This window comes from Algoriphagus halophilus (assembly GCF_041729275.1).
GTDB lineage: Bacteria > Bacteroidota > Bacteroidia > Cytophagales > Cyclobacteriaceae > Algoriphagus > Algoriphagus halophilus_A.
Genome location: NZ_CP146486.1, coordinates 3115673 through 3132072, shown reverse-complemented (window position 1 = coordinate 3132072; position 16400 = coordinate 3115673). Strand labels below are relative to the sequence as shown.

General features: G+C 39.3%; 8 protein-coding genes, 7 pseudogenes and 1 riboswitch. Of the genes and pseudogenes, 7 read left to right on the top strand and 8 right to left on the bottom strand.

The features are described 5' to 3' along the window. Positions 1-18: 18 nt before the first annotated feature. Positions 19-2342: pseudogene (metE, locus tag V8V91_RS16755) on the bottom strand (5-methyltetrahydropteroyltriglutamate--homocysteine S-methyltransferase). A 212-nt stretch (positions 2343-2554) separates the two neighbouring features. After that, a riboswitch (cobalamin riboswitch) is annotated at positions 2555-2755 on the bottom strand. Between the two features lie 169 nt (positions 2756-2924). Between metE and V8V91_RS16750 the strand changes: the two are divergent. After that, positions 2925-3071: a DUF1304 family protein gene (locus V8V91_RS16750; RefSeq protein ID WP_373396359.1), complete on the top strand. Its 147-nt coding sequence runs from the start codon at positions 2925-2927 to the stop codon at positions 3069-3071. A gap of 14 nt (positions 3072-3085) precedes the next feature. Beyond that, positions 3086-3265: a DUF1304 domain-containing protein gene (locus V8V91_RS16745; RefSeq protein WP_373396358.1), complete on the top strand. Its 180-nt coding sequence runs from the start codon at positions 3086-3088 to the stop codon at positions 3263-3265. Between the two features lie 125 nt (positions 3266-3390). Here V8V91_RS16745 and V8V91_RS16740 read toward each other — a convergent pair. Both V8V91_RS16740 and V8V91_RS16735 read right to left on the bottom strand, forming a co-directional pair. Next, positions 3391-4913: pseudogene (locus tag V8V91_RS16740) on the bottom strand (magnesium chelatase). Between the two features lie 5 nt (positions 4914-4918). Further along, positions 4919-6018, bottom strand: a pseudogene (locus V8V91_RS16735) (VWA domain-containing protein). Between the two features lie 190 nt (positions 6019-6208). Between V8V91_RS16735 and V8V91_RS16730 the strand changes: the two are divergent. After that, the gene (locus V8V91_RS16730) at positions 6209-6433 is read left to right on the top strand and encodes a hypothetical protein (RefSeq protein ID WP_373396357.1); all 225 of its coding nucleotides are present in this window, start codon (positions 6209-6211) and stop codon (positions 6431-6433) included. 786 nt (positions 6434-7219) lie between these two features. Here the strand turns inward: V8V91_RS16730 and V8V91_RS16725 are convergent. Further along, on the bottom strand, positions 7220-8491 hold the full coding sequence (locus V8V91_RS16725; RefSeq protein WP_373396356.1) for a hypothetical protein: 1272 nt from the start codon (positions 8489-8491) through the stop codon (positions 7220-7222). Positions 8492-8622: 131 nt separating this feature from the next. Between V8V91_RS16725 and queG the strand changes: the two are divergent. Continuing rightward, positions 8623-9562: pseudogene (gene queG / locus V8V91_RS16720) on the top strand (tRNA epoxyqueuosine(34) reductase QueG). An 88-nt stretch (positions 9563-9650) separates the two neighbouring features. Further along, entirely contained in the window at positions 9651-10676 is a 1026-nt protein-coding gene (gene corA, locus V8V91_RS16715; protein WP_373396355.1) for a magnesium/cobalt transporter CorA, read from the top strand. A 1-nt stretch (position 10677) separates the two neighbouring features. Here corA and V8V91_RS16710 read toward each other — a convergent pair whose 3' ends face one another. The 3 genes and pseudogenes from V8V91_RS16710 to V8V91_RS16700 all read right to left on the bottom strand — a co-directional run bounded on the left by V8V91_RS16710 (position 10678) and on the right by V8V91_RS16700 (position 12448). Then, positions 10678-11082 carry an META domain-containing protein gene (locus tag V8V91_RS16710; RefSeq protein ID WP_373396353.1) on the bottom strand — a complete coding sequence of 135 codons (405 nt, stop codon included), beginning with the start codon at positions 11080-11082 and terminating at the stop codon, positions 10678-10680. 59 nt (positions 11083-11141) lie between these two features. After that, a pseudogene (gene nadC, locus V8V91_RS16705) lies at positions 11142-11997 on the bottom strand (carboxylating nicotinate-nucleotide diphosphorylase). A 55-nt stretch (positions 11998-12052) separates the two neighbouring features. Continuing rightward, the gene (locus tag V8V91_RS16700) at positions 12053-12448 is read right to left on the bottom strand and encodes a DUF4783 domain-containing protein (RefSeq protein ID WP_373396351.1); all 396 of its coding nucleotides are present in this window, start codon (positions 12446-12448) and stop codon (positions 12053-12055) included. A gap of 134 nt (positions 12449-12582) precedes the next feature. Between V8V91_RS16700 and gpmI the strand changes: the two are divergent. After that, positions 12583-14105: pseudogene (gene gpmI, locus V8V91_RS16695) on the top strand (2,3-bisphosphoglycerate-independent phosphoglycerate mutase). Then, positions 14105-14668 carry a hypothetical protein gene (locus V8V91_RS16690; protein ID WP_373396350.1) on the top strand — a complete coding sequence of 188 codons (564 nt, stop codon included), beginning with the start codon at positions 14105-14107 and terminating at the stop codon, positions 14666-14668. The pseudogene gpmI and the gene V8V91_RS16690 overlap by 1 nt, the downstream one beginning before the upstream one ends. Before the next feature lie 52 nt (positions 14669-14720). Here V8V91_RS16690 and V8V91_RS16685 read toward each other — a convergent pair. Beyond that, positions 14721-16399: pseudogene (locus V8V91_RS16685) on the bottom strand (amidase). Between the last annotated feature and the right edge of the window lies 1 nt (position 16400).

Here is a 16400-nt window from a genome sequence, read left to right as displayed (position 1 = left end):
ATTACTTGCCCTTTAATACTAAGACACAGATTCAATCATAGCTTCTCTTAAATCCTTTGCCGCACCTACCATTTCAGTCAACGCCTTTTTGGTTTCTTCCCAATGGCGGGTTTTTAATCCACAATCGGGATTTACCCATAAATTAGACATCGGAATTACTTCTTTGGCTTTTTCCATTAAATCCACCATTTCAGCCCTACTCGGTACTCTTGGCGAATGGATATCATAAACTCGGGACCGATTTCGTTGGGATAATTAAATTGACCAAATGCATCTAACAGCTCCATTTGAGATCTAGAACACTCAATAGTAATCACATCGGCATCCATGTCCGCAATATTCTGGATGATATCATTGAACTCAGAATAACACATATGGGTATGAATCTGAGTTTCATCTTTAACTCCACTAGCAGAGATTCTAAAAGCTCGAACAGCCCAATTAAAATATTCTTGCCAATCAGGTTTACGAAGGGAAGCCCCTCACGAATTGCGGGCTCATCTATTTGAATCACTTTGATCCCAGCTTTTTCCAAATCCACTACCTCATCCCGAATGGCCAATGCAATTTGGGTACATGTTTGGGATCTTGGCTGATCATTTCTGACAAAGCTCCATTGTAATATAGTTACTGGCCCCGTCAACATGCCCTTTACAAGCTTATCGGTAAGAGATTGGGCAAAAGCTGACCAGCGGACAGTCATTGCCGCAGGTCTGTGAACATCTCCATAAATGATCGGAGGTTTCACACAACGGCTACCATAACTTTGAACCCACCCATTTTTGGTAAAGGCAAATCCGGCTAACTGTTCACCAAAATATTCAACCATGTCATTTCGCTCAAATTCTCCATGAACCAATACATCCATCCCGATCGATTCCTGCCATTCGATAGACTCCCGAGTTTCATCCTCCAAGAGTCTTTCATAATCCTCTCGGCTAAGATCTCCTTTTTAAATCTCGCTCTCCAGGATCGGACCTCCTTGGTCTGAGGAAAAGACCCTATCGTGGTAGTGGGAAAAAGAGGAAGGTCTAAAGCTTTTTTCTGTATTCCCTGACGGATAGAAAAGGGGCTTTGGCGTTGATCATCCCTTGGGTTGATCGCTTTGACCCTACTTTTCACTTGTTCGTTGTGGATCAACGTGGAAGTATTTCTATTCTCGATAGCGCGCTGATTTTGCCCTAATTGTTCTAGTGCTTCTGAGGAGGGATCTTTCTCAGCCAGCTTTTTCAGGCATACTACTTCTTCGATTTTTTGCTTCGCAAACGCCAACCATTCTTTAATCTGGGGTGCAAGAGATTTTTCATTGGTTTCCAATGCTAAATCACAAGGTGAATGAATCAGAGAGCAAGAAGGAGCAACCCACACTCGATCTGAACCAATTTGATCCACCGCCTTTTGAATATAAGAAAGTGACTTCTGAAAATCATTCATCCAAATATTCCTGCCATCTATGAGGCCTAAAGAAAGGTGCTTTTGTCCTCCGAGTTTTCCAGAATCCAGGATATCGTCTAGCTGGGAAGGACATCTCACTAAGTCCAAATGAAGCGTATGAATTGGAAGAGAAAGTGCAGTTTCCAGATTTTCCCCAAAACAGTCAAAGTAATTGGCCAAAATGATTTTTAGGGTAGGAAAAACTTTTTTGATTTCTGAATAAGCAAAGTGAAGAGCTTTCTTCTCTTTCGCACCCAATTCCATCGCTAAAAATGGTTCATCAAATTGAACCCATTCTACATGGTTTGCATCCAACTTTTTTAGTATTTCCAGATACACTGGAAGAAGATTTTTGATTAAATCTATCCGATCAAATCCGGACTCTTTTTCTTTACCCAACAATAAAAAAGAAACAGGACCTATCAATACCGGCTTGGTGGAAATTCCAGCATGTTTAGCTTCGTTATATTCCTGAATTGCCTTTGTAGAAAACAACTTGAACTGTTGGTCTTTTCTAAATTCGGGAACGATGTAATGATAATTGGTATCAAACCACTTGGTCATTTCCATGGCAGTGATATCCAACCCATTTTGTTGATACCCTCTGGCCATGGCAAAATACAAGTCCAGTTCATTATTCCCTTTTTGTAAAATCACCTCATGGTAACGATCTGGAATCGCTCCCACCATCAATGACATATCCAATACCTGATCGTAAAAGGAAAAATCATTGGAAGGGATCAAATCAATTCCTGCCTCCTGCTGAAGTTTCCAGTTTTGTTTTCGGATGGACACGCCGACACTTTGTAATTCATGTAACGTGATTTGGCCTGACCAATAAGACTCGCAGGCTTTTTGAGTTCTCGGTTGCTACCAATTCGCGGGTAGCCAAGATTGTGCGTTTGCATCTCTTTTAACTTTTAATTTGAATAATGAGTTAAAAGCTCTTGTACTGAACCTCACAACACTTTGAAATTGAATGTTTTATCAAGAAAAACGCAGACTTTTCCTAAGGCATAGCCTATCTGGTCTGGAATGGACAGACAAATAGTTACGCTAAGAAATAATGCATCAAACCCGACAAAAAGCTTCAAATCGCGAAAGCATTGTCTCTCCTACCATCAGGTAGGTCGGAATAGGCAGGTCTCCTGACTTGTAACGGATTTCATCGTCCTTCCCGCCTTGATGGGGATCAAAACAGTGGACATGCGAGGATGAACTCCTTTGGTATGTTACTTACAGTTGCGCGACAGTTCGTGATTTTCACACGATTCCCTTTTAACCTCGATTTTCATCGAAGACCGCTTCCGGTTGATAAAGTATAGAACTAATTCAATTGTGAAAGTAATGAATTTTATCCAGCTATAACTAATCCCACTGTTTTTGTTACTTGCTGAATTCCCAGTCTAGAAAAAAGAATTCTACATCACTTGAAGTACCTAATCAATTATTGATCACAAAAATGTAATTTGAATCCAAACTTCAACTTCATGGCACTTCTAACAGACCTCCTAATTGGCTTAATTGCAGCACTGCATCTCTATTTCTTATACTTCGAAATGTTCGCTTGGGATACCATTGGCCGCAAGACCTTTAAACAAATACCCCCGAAGTATTCCCTAAAACCAAAGTATTAGCTGCTAACCAGGGTTTGTACAATGGATTTTTGGTAGCGGGGCTTATTTGGTCTTTATTGATTGAAGATCATCATTGGTCATTTTATATCGCAATTTTCTTCTTGAGTTGTGTGTTAATAGCGGGAATTTATGGTGCCTTGACTGCAAGTAAAAAATCTTTTGGATACAGGGGTTTCCTGCACTCCTTGCTTTGATTTTGCTTCATTTGAAATAAAAAATTCCCGCAGATTTTCGCTGATTATTTTTGCAGAAAAACGCTAATTTGAAACATTCAGCGATTATCTGCGATTTTTATTTGCGTTTATCTGCGGGAAATCAATTATAAATCATCCTCCTCGAAATCGTCTGGATCCCCAGGCCCCATATCAAACATGGAGCTGAATAGGTCCTTGAATTTCAATCCGGTATCCAGCATTTTTTTACTCAATTGAGAATATTCTGCCAGTCCATGCAATGCAAATTCCATAAAGAATTCCTTCTCCTTTTCCGGCAAATTTTTCACCATTCCTGTAACCACTTCCTCCAGCCCTGGTACAGATTGTAAAGCAGTTTTATAATCCTTGTCGGATTGGGAAGCCAAAATATCCAGTTCATTTCCCTCTCCAAACCAAGCTAGGGGAATGACATATGGATTTCCTTCTTTGGACTTTTTCTTTTGTTCTGGAGAAGGGAAGTAATTCACAAACTGCGAACGGATTGCTTTTCCTATCAAGCTATATGCTACAATTCCAGCACCTTCTTGCTCCCCTTCATACACCAATTCCACTTTACCTGTTATGGCTGGTATTACTCCTATCAAATCGGCAATTCGAACCATGGTATTGGATTCCCCATTCATATACATTCTCCGTTCTGCTGCTGAAATCAGGTTTTCATAAGCAGAAATGGTCAATCGGGCAGAAACTCCACTTTTCTCATCCACGTATTCTGAAGCTCTTGCTTCGATGGCAATTTGCTCAATCAAATCTTTCATCAATTCCGGCACAAAAATATTTTCTACTGGCTTCCCTTTCAGATTCGCTTCTTGAGAAGTGATTCTTCTACCTATTTCAATGGATTTCGGATAATGTGTGATGATCTGACTTTCGATCCGGTCTTTTAGAGGAGTGACAATACTTCCCCGGTTGGTGTAGTCCTCGGGATTTGCGGTAAAGACAAACTGGATATCCAAAGGCAATCTCAATTTGAAACCACGGATTTGAATGTCACCTTCCTGCAAAATATTAAACAAGGCCACCTGAATTCTTGCCTGCAAATCCGGTAATTCATTGATCACGAAAATAGAGCGATGGGAGCGAGGCACCAACCCATAATGAATGACACGTTCATCATTGTAGCTCAATTTCATAGTCGCTGCTTTGATCGGATCTACATCCCCGATCAAATCTGCTACCGACACATCGGGAGTAGCTAATTTCTCGGTATATCGATCATCTCGATGCCACCATGAAACTGGCGTGTCATCACCCTTTTCTTCGATCATATATTTCGCAGCAGAGGTCAGGGGCTGTATGGGATCGTCATTCAATTCCGACCCAAAGACCACCGGTACATACTCGTCCAACAACTGAGTCATCATTCTGGCAATCCTAGTTTTTGCCTGTCCACGAAGGCCCAATAAATTGATGTTGTGCCTGGATAAAATAGCACGTTCTATATCTGGAATCACCGTATCCTCATATCCCCAGATTCCTTCAAAAACATTTTCTTTGGCTTTGATTTTTGAATCAGATTATCACGAAGTTCTTCTTTAATGGATTTGGGTTGGTATCCGGCAGCCTTAAGCTGACCTAATGTTTTTATTTGCTTGAGTTCTTTTCCAGTCAGTTTTTGGTATTCCATGGTGATTAAAAGCGTTTGGTTCGGTTTCTTCTATAATCTTCAAAAATCAGGTCGCCTAGCCCTTTCAGACTACTGTAATAGGCATTCCCATTGTTTACTTTGGTAAATTCTTTCACAAATTCCTTCAGATATGGATCAGAAGCAATCATAAAGGTGGTTACTGGGATTTTTAGTTTCCTGCATTGAGCAGCCAATTTCAGCGTCTCACTAAGAATCTTGCTGTCTATCCCAAAAGCGTTTTTATAGTATTTAATCCCCACCTTCAAACAGGTAGGCTTCCCATCGGTAATCATGAAAATCTGCTTGTTTGGGTTTTTCTTCTTCGCAAGAGGTCCATGGCTAGCTCCAACCCTGCAACGGTATTGGTATGGTAAGGGCCCACTTGTAGATAAGGCAAATCCTTGATTTCTATTTGCCAGGCATCATTTCCAAAGACGATAATATCCAAAGTATCTTTTGGATAGCGGGTTTTGATCAATTCGGCCAATGCCATGGCGACTTTTTTGGCAGGAGTGATTCGGTCTTCCCCATATAAAATCATGGAATGGGAAATATCAATCATCAACACGGTCGAAGTTTGAGAACGATATTCGTTTTCTACCACTTCCAAATCATCTTCTGTAAGCAGATAATCTCCTCCAAATCCGTGATTGGCCTGTGCATTTCTCAATGAATCGGTCAAGGCAATCTGATCCAGGTTATCCCCGAATTCATAGGCTCGTCGATCTGTTCCACGTTCCTCTCCTTGTCCAGAGTGAGTGGTTTTGTGCTGGCCGGATTTTCCTCGCTTGAGTTTACCGAATATTTCTTCCAAGGCAGACTTTCGGATGGTTTGCTCTGCTTTTCCGGTAATTTTAATTTCTCTTTTTTGATTTTCCTCGGTCAGGTATCCCTTGCTTTTCAGATCGTCTATGAAGTCACCGATTCCATAATTGGGATTGGTCAGTTGGTATCGATTATCCAAGTTGGTCAACCAACTCAAAGCCTCAGACACATCTCCACCCGTCATGGTAACCAGTTGCAAAAATATATTCAGCAGGTTTTCAAAGGTGTTTTTCTCTGGATCCTGAGAGGGAACAAATTTCGTAAAACGGAATCCTTTCATAATTAGACTAATGTATCAAGATTTCAAGAAACAAGACTTTGATTTTAAAAAAACAACGAGACTCTTGTCAAAATTCACTAAACCGGAAAGCCTTGAATTTCAATTTAGTGGAATTTTATTCTTTCCGACAGTAGAAGTAACAAACAGAAGGGTATGGTAGTTTAATAAATAGAATAAAAACCTAAAAAAGATGAAAAACTATTTGCAAGTAGTGGGAATCGTGACGGGGATTTTGATAGTTTTCGTCACCTTAATTCAGTTAGAAGTAGCCTTACCTTTGATCTGGTTACTATTTATTTCCGGTCCAGGCCTGATTATCTGGATGGTTTGGGCAGTTTTGGCAGCTCCCGTAGAAATCAAAGAAACTTTCGAAGAGCAATGGTATCAGGATAGGCCAGATTTATTGAAGGGTTAGTTTGATTGAAAAAAATTTACTCTCTTATCTTTACTCCATGACCCCTGCCGAGAAACATGCCTCCCTGATTAAATCCACCGCCAAGCAGTTAGGCTTTGACTTTTGTGGCATTGCCAAAGCGGGTTTTTTGGAGGAATAATCACAGAGATTGGAGGAATGTCTCTATCGAAATTGCATTGGTCAATTGGTATATCTGTCCTATTTCTTTGAAAATTGTCAAATACTCTACTTTTCGATTTACTTTAACCAGGGAATCCAATATTGTCCTTAATTATTCAATATAGTATTTCCATTCTACAGGGTATTTCCGATAGGATTTGTCTATATCTTCTTCTATAATGTAAATTATAGGAAACACTTCTGAAGGATAAAGAGTGTTTTCTTTTTTAACTTTTTTAATCAAGTCGTCCAAATTGGAAAATTTTAATTTGCAAAACTCTGACTTAGACAACTTATCAATTTTAATCAGATTTGAGCTGGTATACTGAAACAATTCTTTACATATATAAAATCTTACATTCCCAGTGGAAGATTCTATTTTTTCATAAGATTTTATGTTTTCGGTTACATGAAATCTGCCTTCCATTTCCGAACTGACTTGACATGTGGATGTGGAATTTGGATCGAAAAACAAATAGATTTCCTCTGTTTTATTCGAGTAAAACAGTAAAACGCTATTGAAAATCAACATAAGTATATTACTAAAGAGCATTAGTTTTGACAGTCTTGGTTTTTATTTTGATCAATGAAATTTGAAATTGTGTTATCAATTCTAGTCCGTTCAGATTAAGAAATGGCAGTTTGCCAGGCTGTATTGGTGCTATGATTTAATCCTTCCCATGCAAGATCCATATAAAGTGATGAAGGCATTTGACTAGATGGAACTACCAACCCCGTTTGAAATTCTTGTAACATTCTTGCTATTGTTTCTCTATAGTGTGCTGCCATTTGTTGATGTTGAAATCCATTCAAACCATACCTTGTATAATAATCTAACATACCAGGATAATCACCGTTCTCAAGCATACTTGAAAGTATCGAAGTAATAATATTCCCATTTGTACTTGCCAGTGATAATAATTTTCTAAACATTTCTGCATGAATAACTTCATGAATAATTGTTTTGGCAGTCAATAAGTTAGGCCTATAACTAGCCCCGCTATTTGTAGAGTTATTATTTATTGTATTTGTTATATTAAAATTTTCAGGAGGTGAGGTTTCTCCGCGCCTTGTTGAACCAAGATTATCCATTGCAAAAATCAAATTTGCAACCGAAAAACTACCATCGAACTCCTGTATCATTTTCTGGAATCCCTCACTTGTGTCCAGTAATTTTTCAAAAATGCAATCTGCTTTTGTGCCAACAAAAGAGGAGTCTTTGATAATAACATCTTCCTTATAGTTAGTGCTTCCTCCACCTCCACCACCTTCACCCTCACTTCCACAAACTTCATATTGGCTAACAGTCTCCCAATCAGTACAAGAAATCAAGCTAAAGCCCTCATAAAAACAAGTTCTTTCCATGTAAGTTACTGTCACACAATCCAACGGCATATTTGCCTTTGGATCTGTGATAGTACGATAAGAACTTACTTCCAACGATCTTAAATTATTATCAATCTGCATCCATCTCACCCAGTTACCCTCCTTTCTTTCTGAAATTAAAGTTGTAAATAAATCATGGCTATGATCAAAGTTTGATTCCAAACTAATAAACTTATAAGCATTCAAGTCAGAATTTGAAATTACAAGCCTAGTTTGGAAATAATCCAACACTGTTTCAAAACTTCGAATAGGATTAATCAATGGAATTTCCATAAAATCATCTCCCAATTTTGCCTTTTTCCAATCCAGCTCGATCGGAAGGTTATCGAAAGTCGTTTTACCCGCCACTTCAAGATCTATAAAGTTTCGAATGGTTTGTAATTCATCTTGGGAAATTACCGGGTCTTGCTCCTGTGTACAGGAAAAAAATATCAGATTTAAGATTAGAACAAAAAACCAACTTATAGACTTATTCCCATAATTGCATTTGGGGGGGCGTAAATTGTTTTTCATAAAATAGAAATAGTTGTTTAATTAAAAATTTCTTCATTTAATTAATTTTCTAATTAAAATCAAATTCCAGCACCTAAATTCCCTTCAGATTACCAAGCTTACTAAAAAAAGAAGAGTTGTATCTTTACCTCATGACTCTTGCAGATAAAAACGCCTCCCTGATCAAATCCACCGCCAATCGATTGGGTTTTGATTTTTGCGGAGTAGCTAAAGCTGGTTTTTTAGAAGAGGAGGCTCCTAGATTGGAAGAGTGGCTGAGCCGGATTAGCCCTAGGTGAAATGGGCTATTTGGCTAATCACTTTGACAAGCGACTGGACCCAACCAAACTGGTAGAGGGTGCTAAAACAGTAGTTTCACTAGTATATAATTACTATCCTGAAACTACACTTCCCCAGTCTTCAGAATCCATAAAACTCGCAAAATATGCGTATGGAGAGGATTATCATTTTGTAATCAAGGACAAGCTGAAAGACTTCCTGGAAATCCTCCGGAAGGAAATAGGAGAAATCGAGGGACGGGCATTTGTGGATTCGGCGCCCGTCATGGAACGTCAATGGGCACAAAAAGCAGGCTTAGGTTGGATCGGTAAAAACAGCCTCTTGCTGAACAAAAAACAAGGAAGCTTTTTCTTCTTGGCCGAATTAATCATTGACCTGGAAGTTACCCCAGATACCCCGCTCACCAAGGATTACTGCGGAACTTGCACTGCCTGTATAGACGCTTGCCCTACTGATGCCATTGTTCAGCCCAGTGTAGTAGATGGATCACGATGCATTTCCTATTTGACCATCGAGCTAAAAGATGCTATTCCCAATGAGTTTAAAGGGAAAATGGACAACTGGGCTTTTGGTTGTGATATCTGCCAGGATGTATGCCCTTGGAATCGGTTTTCCAAACCCCATCAAGAACCCAAATTCAAACCTCACCCGGAATTGGAAGGATTTACAAATCAAGATTGGTTAGAGCTCACTGACGAAACTTTTAGAAAAGTATTTAAAAAATCTGCGGTAAAGCGTACCAAATTTGCTGGACTAAAAAGAAATGTCGAATTTCTTCGATCAAAAGAATAGTACTTATGAGTCCAAAAGCTCCAAATCTTAAATCCGTTCAAAAGCTTTTTAAACCCAAAAGAAGAAAAGACCTAGTCATAAAATCGGGTTGCCTCCAGGCTCATTGATATTTACTGGAGACAAAAAGCAGGAGGAAGTTTTCATCAATTTAATCACCTATGATGAAAATGAATTCTATGAAGAAAACATCAAACTTGATCAGCTTGATGCTCATTTAAAACTTCAGAAAAAGGTTATCTGGATCGATATTGTAGGGCTTCATGATGTGGAATTGCTGGAAAAAATAGGGAATCATTTCGGGATCCATAAACTGACTTTAGAGGATATTTTAAGTGTAGATCAGCGGCCAAAAATGGAGCTTTTTGAAGATTATATCTTTTCTACCTTAAAGATGATCCAATGCCCAAGTCCAGAATCACCTATTGTGGATGAGCAGGTAAGTTTTGTACTACGTGAAAATGTATTGCTTACTTTTCAGGAGAAAAAAGGTGATGTTTTTCAATTTGTTAGAGATCGCTTGCAAGATCCCAAACGAGCCATCAGACAGCGTGGATCAGATTACTTGTTGTATGCCTTGCTAGATGCAGTAATTGATAATTACTTCATCGTAATGGAAAATGTGGGAGAGCGAATCGAAAATCTTGAATCCCAAGCCATGATCGAACCTGATACGGACACGCTCAATTCACTTTACTTACAAAGAAGAGAAATGATGGATTTGAGGAGGTCTGTTTATCCCCTCCGTGAAGTGATTGGTTCTTTTGGTAAATATGCCGAACATAAAATCTCCCCAGAGGTCCGTCCTTTTATTCGGGATTTGTATGAAAATACCATTCAAGTCATTGAAACCATGGAAGTCTTTCGAGACATGTCTTCTGGAGTGCTGGACTTGTATATGAACAGCCTCTCCAACCGGATGAACAATGTTATGAAAGTCCTGACCATCATCTCCACTATTTTTATCCCTTTAAGTTTTGTGGCTGGAGTCTATGGGATGAATTTTGACAATATGCCTGAATTACACTGGAAATATGGCTATTTCTTTGTGATTGGAGGAATGGGATTAGCCGTCATAGGCATGTTGTTTTTCTTCCGATGGAAGAAATGGCTCTAACTTATTGAAATTTTAAAATCACACGTTTTTCACCATTCTTTAGTAATAATTGCCCTCCGGTTTGTTGGTAATAGCGAACTGATTTCAAGGTTTCTAAAAACTTATTTTCAAAAGCTGAATTCTGGCAAGCCATCATGGTGGCCCCAATATTTCCAAATTCCAACGTATTCTTTTTGTCAATTTCATAAGGACCAAAAATTCGATTACATCCTCCAGATCCCGAAATCTGACTTCTCTCAGCATCAAAAATCAAATGCGCATCTTGGTTGGTTCCGGAAATCTGAACAGGTACTCCTGTCATTTCTACTAAGGTCCATTGCTTATCCTCCCACTTGGAATCAGGAAACGATTTAGAGCTACAAGCTGCTAGTATAAAAAAAGGGATTAAGTATACTATGTTTTTCATGATTGCTTTAATTGTTCAATTGAATAAGGCAGAAATGAAGCCAAAGTTGAAAAACCTGCTTAAAATGCTTTTAGACTGATATCCATACTTTGAACGGAATGCGTCAACGCTCCCATCGAGATAAAATCCACCCCACATTCGGCAACTGGTACCAAGGTATCCTCTGTAATTCCTCCTGAAGCTTCAGTCTTGAATTGATCTCCTATCATAGCAACAGCTTTTCTCATGTTTTCATAGTCCATATTGTCTAGCATAATAAAATCCACTCCACCCACTTCGATCACTTCAGCTACTTCTTCCAAATTTCTGGTTTCCACCTCAATTTTTAAATTCAGATCATGCTCTTTCAAATACGCTTTGGTCTGGGTAATCGCCGGTTTAATTCCCCCTGCAAAATCCACATGATTATCTTTTAGCATCACCATATCATATAATGCAAAGCGATGATTCACTCCTCCACCAATATGTACAGCCCATTTTTCCATTAGCCTGAAATTCGGAGTGGTCTTCCTGGTATCCATTAACCGGGCTTTGGTATGCAGGATTTTTCGGTGAGACGATGGGTGATCGTCGCGATTCCAGACATGCGCTGCATGCAGTTTAGCACCAACCTTTCTGAGGATAAAATAGATGCGGAAGAGCCTTGAACAGTCAAGCCAATGTCCCCATACTGAACTGGGTCCCCATCTTTAATCAGCAATTCTACCTTCAGAGAAGGGTCATACATTTTGAAGATTTTCTCGGCAAGTTCTATTCCAGCGATAATCCCTTCTCCTTTGATCAGCAGTTGGGCTTTTCCTTTTTTCCTTTCGGAATGGAGGCCAAAGAGGAATAATCTCCAGGGCCTATATCCTCTTGAAATGCAGATTTGATAAATGCTTGGACGGCCGATTCCGTCAGGTAGGCTGGTTTCATGTTCCAAAAATAGGCAATTTGAAAAGCTGGTAGGGAAATTTTTTTTGAAAATGAATTAACCTTTTACAAACTCCAGGCTATAAATTTTCAAATTTGAGTCCTGTTGAGAAACCTTGATAAAAACTTTGAAAGTTCCCTCACCACTTAAATAATCTCCAATAAAGGAGCTTAAACTTGGATTTGTCTCGCTACTATAGACGATGGTGAATCCTTTAGAAGGGTCTTTTTTGAAAAAATCCCGAATAACTATTTCTGCTTGATTTCTGGAATAACTTCCTTGCTGCCCATTGACATTCAGGGAGATACTGGATTCAAAATACTTGGCAAGCTCGCCACTGGAATTGGTACTAATAGCCGTAATCACTGGGTCAATAGACAAATCCTCCTCCACTTCAAATGAAGCGGTATGAAAAATGAAAAGTAATGAAAAGAATAGGTTCAATATGGCCATCGTCCTATCTTGGCAAATACTAAGCCAAAAGTAGAATTTTTGGCAGAGTTACTGGATATTAAAAATGAATAGACAAATCCTGTCAGTAAAAGTTAAAGAGTCGGGATTGGGTCGAAAATTAATATATTTGCTCCATGGACAAGAAAGTACTTTTAATGATTTTGGATGGCTGGGGTATCGCCACCGACGCATCCGTATCTGCGATTGATAAAGCTAATACGCCGTTTGTTGATAGCTTGTACACAAAATACCCGCACGCAAAACTTGAAGCTTCAGGGCTTGCAGTAGGATTACCCGAAGGTCAAATGGGTAATTCAGAAGTGGGTCATATGAATATTGGTGCAGGAAGAGTAGTGTACCAAGACTTGGTAAAAATCAATCAAGCAGTAAAAAATGGGGATTTAAACACCCATCCTGTTTTAGTTGAAGCTTTTGCAAAAGCCAAAGCTTCCAAGAAAAAGCACATTTTATTGGACTAGTTTCGGATGGTGGAGTGCATGCACATATCGATCACTTGAAAGGGCTTTGCGATGCAGCTAAGTATAACGGAATGGAAGATGTCTTCATCCATGCATTCACTGATGGGAGAGACACCGATCCTAAAAGTGGAATCAAATTTTTAACGGATTTACAAGAACACTTGAACACTTCTACTGGACAGATAGCGAGTGTAATCGGAAGATACTACGCCATGGATCGTGACAACAGATGGGAAAGAGTCAAGCTCGCCTATGATGCCATGGTCAAATCTGAAGGAGAAAAGTCCAAAGACATCTTAGCTTCTATAAAAAAGTCTTATGAAAACAATGTAACGGACGAGTTTATTAGACCGATTATCCACGTGGGAGCAGACGGCAAACCATTGGCTCATATCGCTCCAGGTGATTTGGTAATTTGCTTTAACTTCAGAACAGATCGAGGTAGAGAAATCACGCAGGTTTTGACTCAAAAGGATTTTGAGGATTTCAACATGAAAAAACTCGATCTGGATTATGTGACCTTCACTAATTATGACAATACCTTCAAAGGAGTCAAAGTCCTTTTCGAAAAAGACAATCTAAACAATACCTTGGGGGAAGTATTGGAAGCGGCAGGAAAAAAACAGATCCGTATTGCGGAAACTGAAAAATACCCACACGTAACTTTCTTCTTCTCAGGAGGTAGAGAAGATGTTTTTGAAGGGGAAAGTAGATTGCTTTGCCCATCTCCAAAAGTAGCTACTTACGACCTTCAGCCCGAAATGAGTGCCTTTGAAATTGCGGCCAAAATCAATCCGGAATTGAACAAGAAAAGCGCAGACTTTATTTGCTTAAACTTTGCCAATGCTGATATGGTGGGTCATACGGGTGTGTTTGATGCAGCAGTGAAAGCTTGTGAGGCCGTAGATAAAAGTGCTGAAAGTGTAGTCACCACTGCCTTGGATAACGGGTATACCATTATAGTCATTGCTGATCATGGAAACAGCGATATGATGATCAATGAAGATGGTACACCAAATACAGCTCACACTACTAATTTAGTCCCATTCATCATGGTAGACGGTAAAGATCAGATTCAGGTCAAAGATGGAAAACTGGGTGATTTAGCGCCTACCATTTTGAAGCTTATGGGAATTGACATTCCTAAAGATATGACTGGAGAAATCTTATTAGCATAATGAAATACAACATCAGTTTTATTGTACTACTATTTGTCTTTTTAACAGCCTGTAGTGGTGGGGGAAATAATGGCAATTCCTTAGAGGTATTGCCTTATTTCGACCTAAAAGGATACATGGAAGGAGCAATCAAAGGCTTAGAAGCAGCCGATGTAACCAAAATTTCAAGAATTAACGGAGAAGAATCACAGGTAGAAGTTAAATTAACAGAGGAGGAATGGAGAGAGGAATTGGATGTCTTTTTTGAAGCAGACATCAACAAACCTTCTTTGATCACCGCCTATGATACAGAAGTAAAAAATGAATACTTGATTCATAATTTACTTCCCGATGCAAAAGGAGATGTAAAGAATATCACGGTAAGTATCATTGACGATAAGGTACATTTATTAACTTTAAAAATTGCCAAGGAAAATATTTTCTACAGTTCTGTCACCAACGCAGAATTCTATATTTCCAAAGCCACCGAAAAAATTGATCATTATACCATAGAAACCACCCAAAAAATATGGTTTCTCAAACCCAATAATATTAGAATAATGGGTGCATTAAGGTTCAAATAAAAAATGGCCTTTGAGAATATACATCTCTAAGGCCTTTCTTTTTCAAGGAAATTTATTGGTCAAACAATGGTGGTCTTTTTGCCTGCCAATCCGAATGGTTCTGGATAAAATCCCCTAACTGGACCAATTTCTCTTCTTCAAACAAATTTGCCAATAAGGTAATGGAAGTTGGACTTCCTGAATCATTGAATCCATTAGGTAGGCAAAGTGCGGGATGCCCTGTCAGATTCGTAATTCTTAATTGTGGCCCTGCAAAGGATGGTGTAATGATGACATCATAGTCTTTCATTAATTCATGCATTTCCTCTATTAATACCGTTCTCTGGCGACTCAACTGAACATATTCCACAGCAGGAATAAACCTTGCCGCACGGAAGGAATTAGGCCAGGCTCCCTTATGCTGTGCAACCAATTGATCATCCCATCCATATCGGGTCAATTCATCAAAAGCAGCTGCGCCTTCCACCATTAACATCATGACAATGGGACCTGCCTCAATGGTGGTTTTCAATTCCAAAGGATGTAATTCCAGCCCTTCTTTTTTAATAATTCCAATACATTGAGGTCGTTTTGACTTACCCGGTCGCCTTCAAAATAAGGTTTGAAATAACCGATTTTCAGGTCCTTTATTGATTTTTTGGAATCGTAATTAAATGAGGCAGGAATAGTACTGGAATCTTGATCATCGGCACCATTGATGATAGAAAGAACGATTCCGTCATCCAATGCAGATCTGGAAATCGGTCCAATTTTATCCATGGACCAACTCAAGGCCATCGCTCCATTTTTGCTGACTCTTCCATAGGTTGGTCTTAAACCTGTAACTCCATTTCTGGTAGAAGGGGAAACAATAGAACCCAAAGTCTCTGTTCCTATTGCGAAAGGTACCAAGCCAGCACTAACAGCAGATGCAGATCCTGCCGAGGAACCGCTAGATCCTTGATTTAAATTCCAAGGGTTTTTGGTCTTCCCTCCATACCAAACATCCCCCATTGCAAGGGCACCTAAGGTGAATTTACCCAACAAAACCCCTCCAGCATCGTTCAGTTTCTGTACAACTGTAGCAGTTTGGTCAATTACCTGATCTTTATAAGGCATAGCTCCCCAAGTGGTTTTAGTTCCTTTGACAGCTAGCAAATCCTTGATTCCGTAAGGAATTCCATGTAGAGGCCCCCTATAGTTTCCGGATTCAATTTCTTGATCCATTGCCCGAGCCTTCTCCAAGGCGGTGTCTTCCATCAATGTGATCAAACATTGAAGTGTATCTGAGTAAGTTTTGATTCTGTTCAGATAAATCCTCGTAAGGCGTTCACTAGTGATTTTTCTAGATTTTATTAAAACTGCCAATTCATGAACAGGTAAATAGGCGATATCCGATTCCTTTTCAGGCAAATCGACAGTTGCTGGAAGCCCCCAATCATAGGGTTTTTGGGTCAAGTCTGGACTGAAACCCTTGGGAAGCGGATTAAAAACAAGGGCAGGTGCCACAGAATTATCCAGTTCTACTTTGCGTAAGGATTCATAATTGGATAGCTGATTCTTCAAATTAGAAATCATGCTATCTTTTTCTGATGCGTTGAAGGAGAGTCCAATTAAATTAGAAGCCTCCTCAATACTTGCAGGAGTGATTTCACCAGCCCTTTTCCCTAAAGTAAATCCTAAAGCAAGACAGGTGCTTGCTCCTAGAATAAGCAGAAAACCTTTAGTTCGGATTCGATTATTAATTTTCATT

What these genes read in the sequence shown, in the direction of transcription:
- V8V91_RS16750 (WP_373396359.1), top strand. Translation starts at nt 2,925, where the DNA reads ATGGCACTTCTAACAGACCTCCTAATTGGCTTAATTGCAGCACTGCAT.
- V8V91_RS16730 (WP_373396357.1), top strand. Translation starts at nt 6,209, where the DNA reads ATGAAAAACTATTTGCAAGTAGTGGGAATCGTGACGGGGATTTTGATA.
- V8V91_RS16725 (WP_373396356.1), bottom strand. Translation starts at nt 8,491, where the DNA reads ATGAAAAACAATTTACGCCCCCCCAAATGCAATTATGGGAATAAGTCT.
- V8V91_RS16710 (WP_373396353.1), bottom strand. Translation starts at nt 11,082, where the DNA reads ATGAAAAACATAGTATACTTAATCCCTTTTTTTATACTAGCAGCTTGT.
- V8V91_RS16700 (WP_373396351.1), bottom strand. Translation starts at nt 12,448, where the DNA reads ATGGCCATATTGAACCTATTCTTTTCATTACTTTTCATTTTTCATACC.
- V8V91_RS16690 (WP_373396350.1), top strand. Translation starts at nt 14,105, where the DNA reads ATGAAATACAACATCAGTTTTATTGTACTACTATTTGTCTTTTTAACA.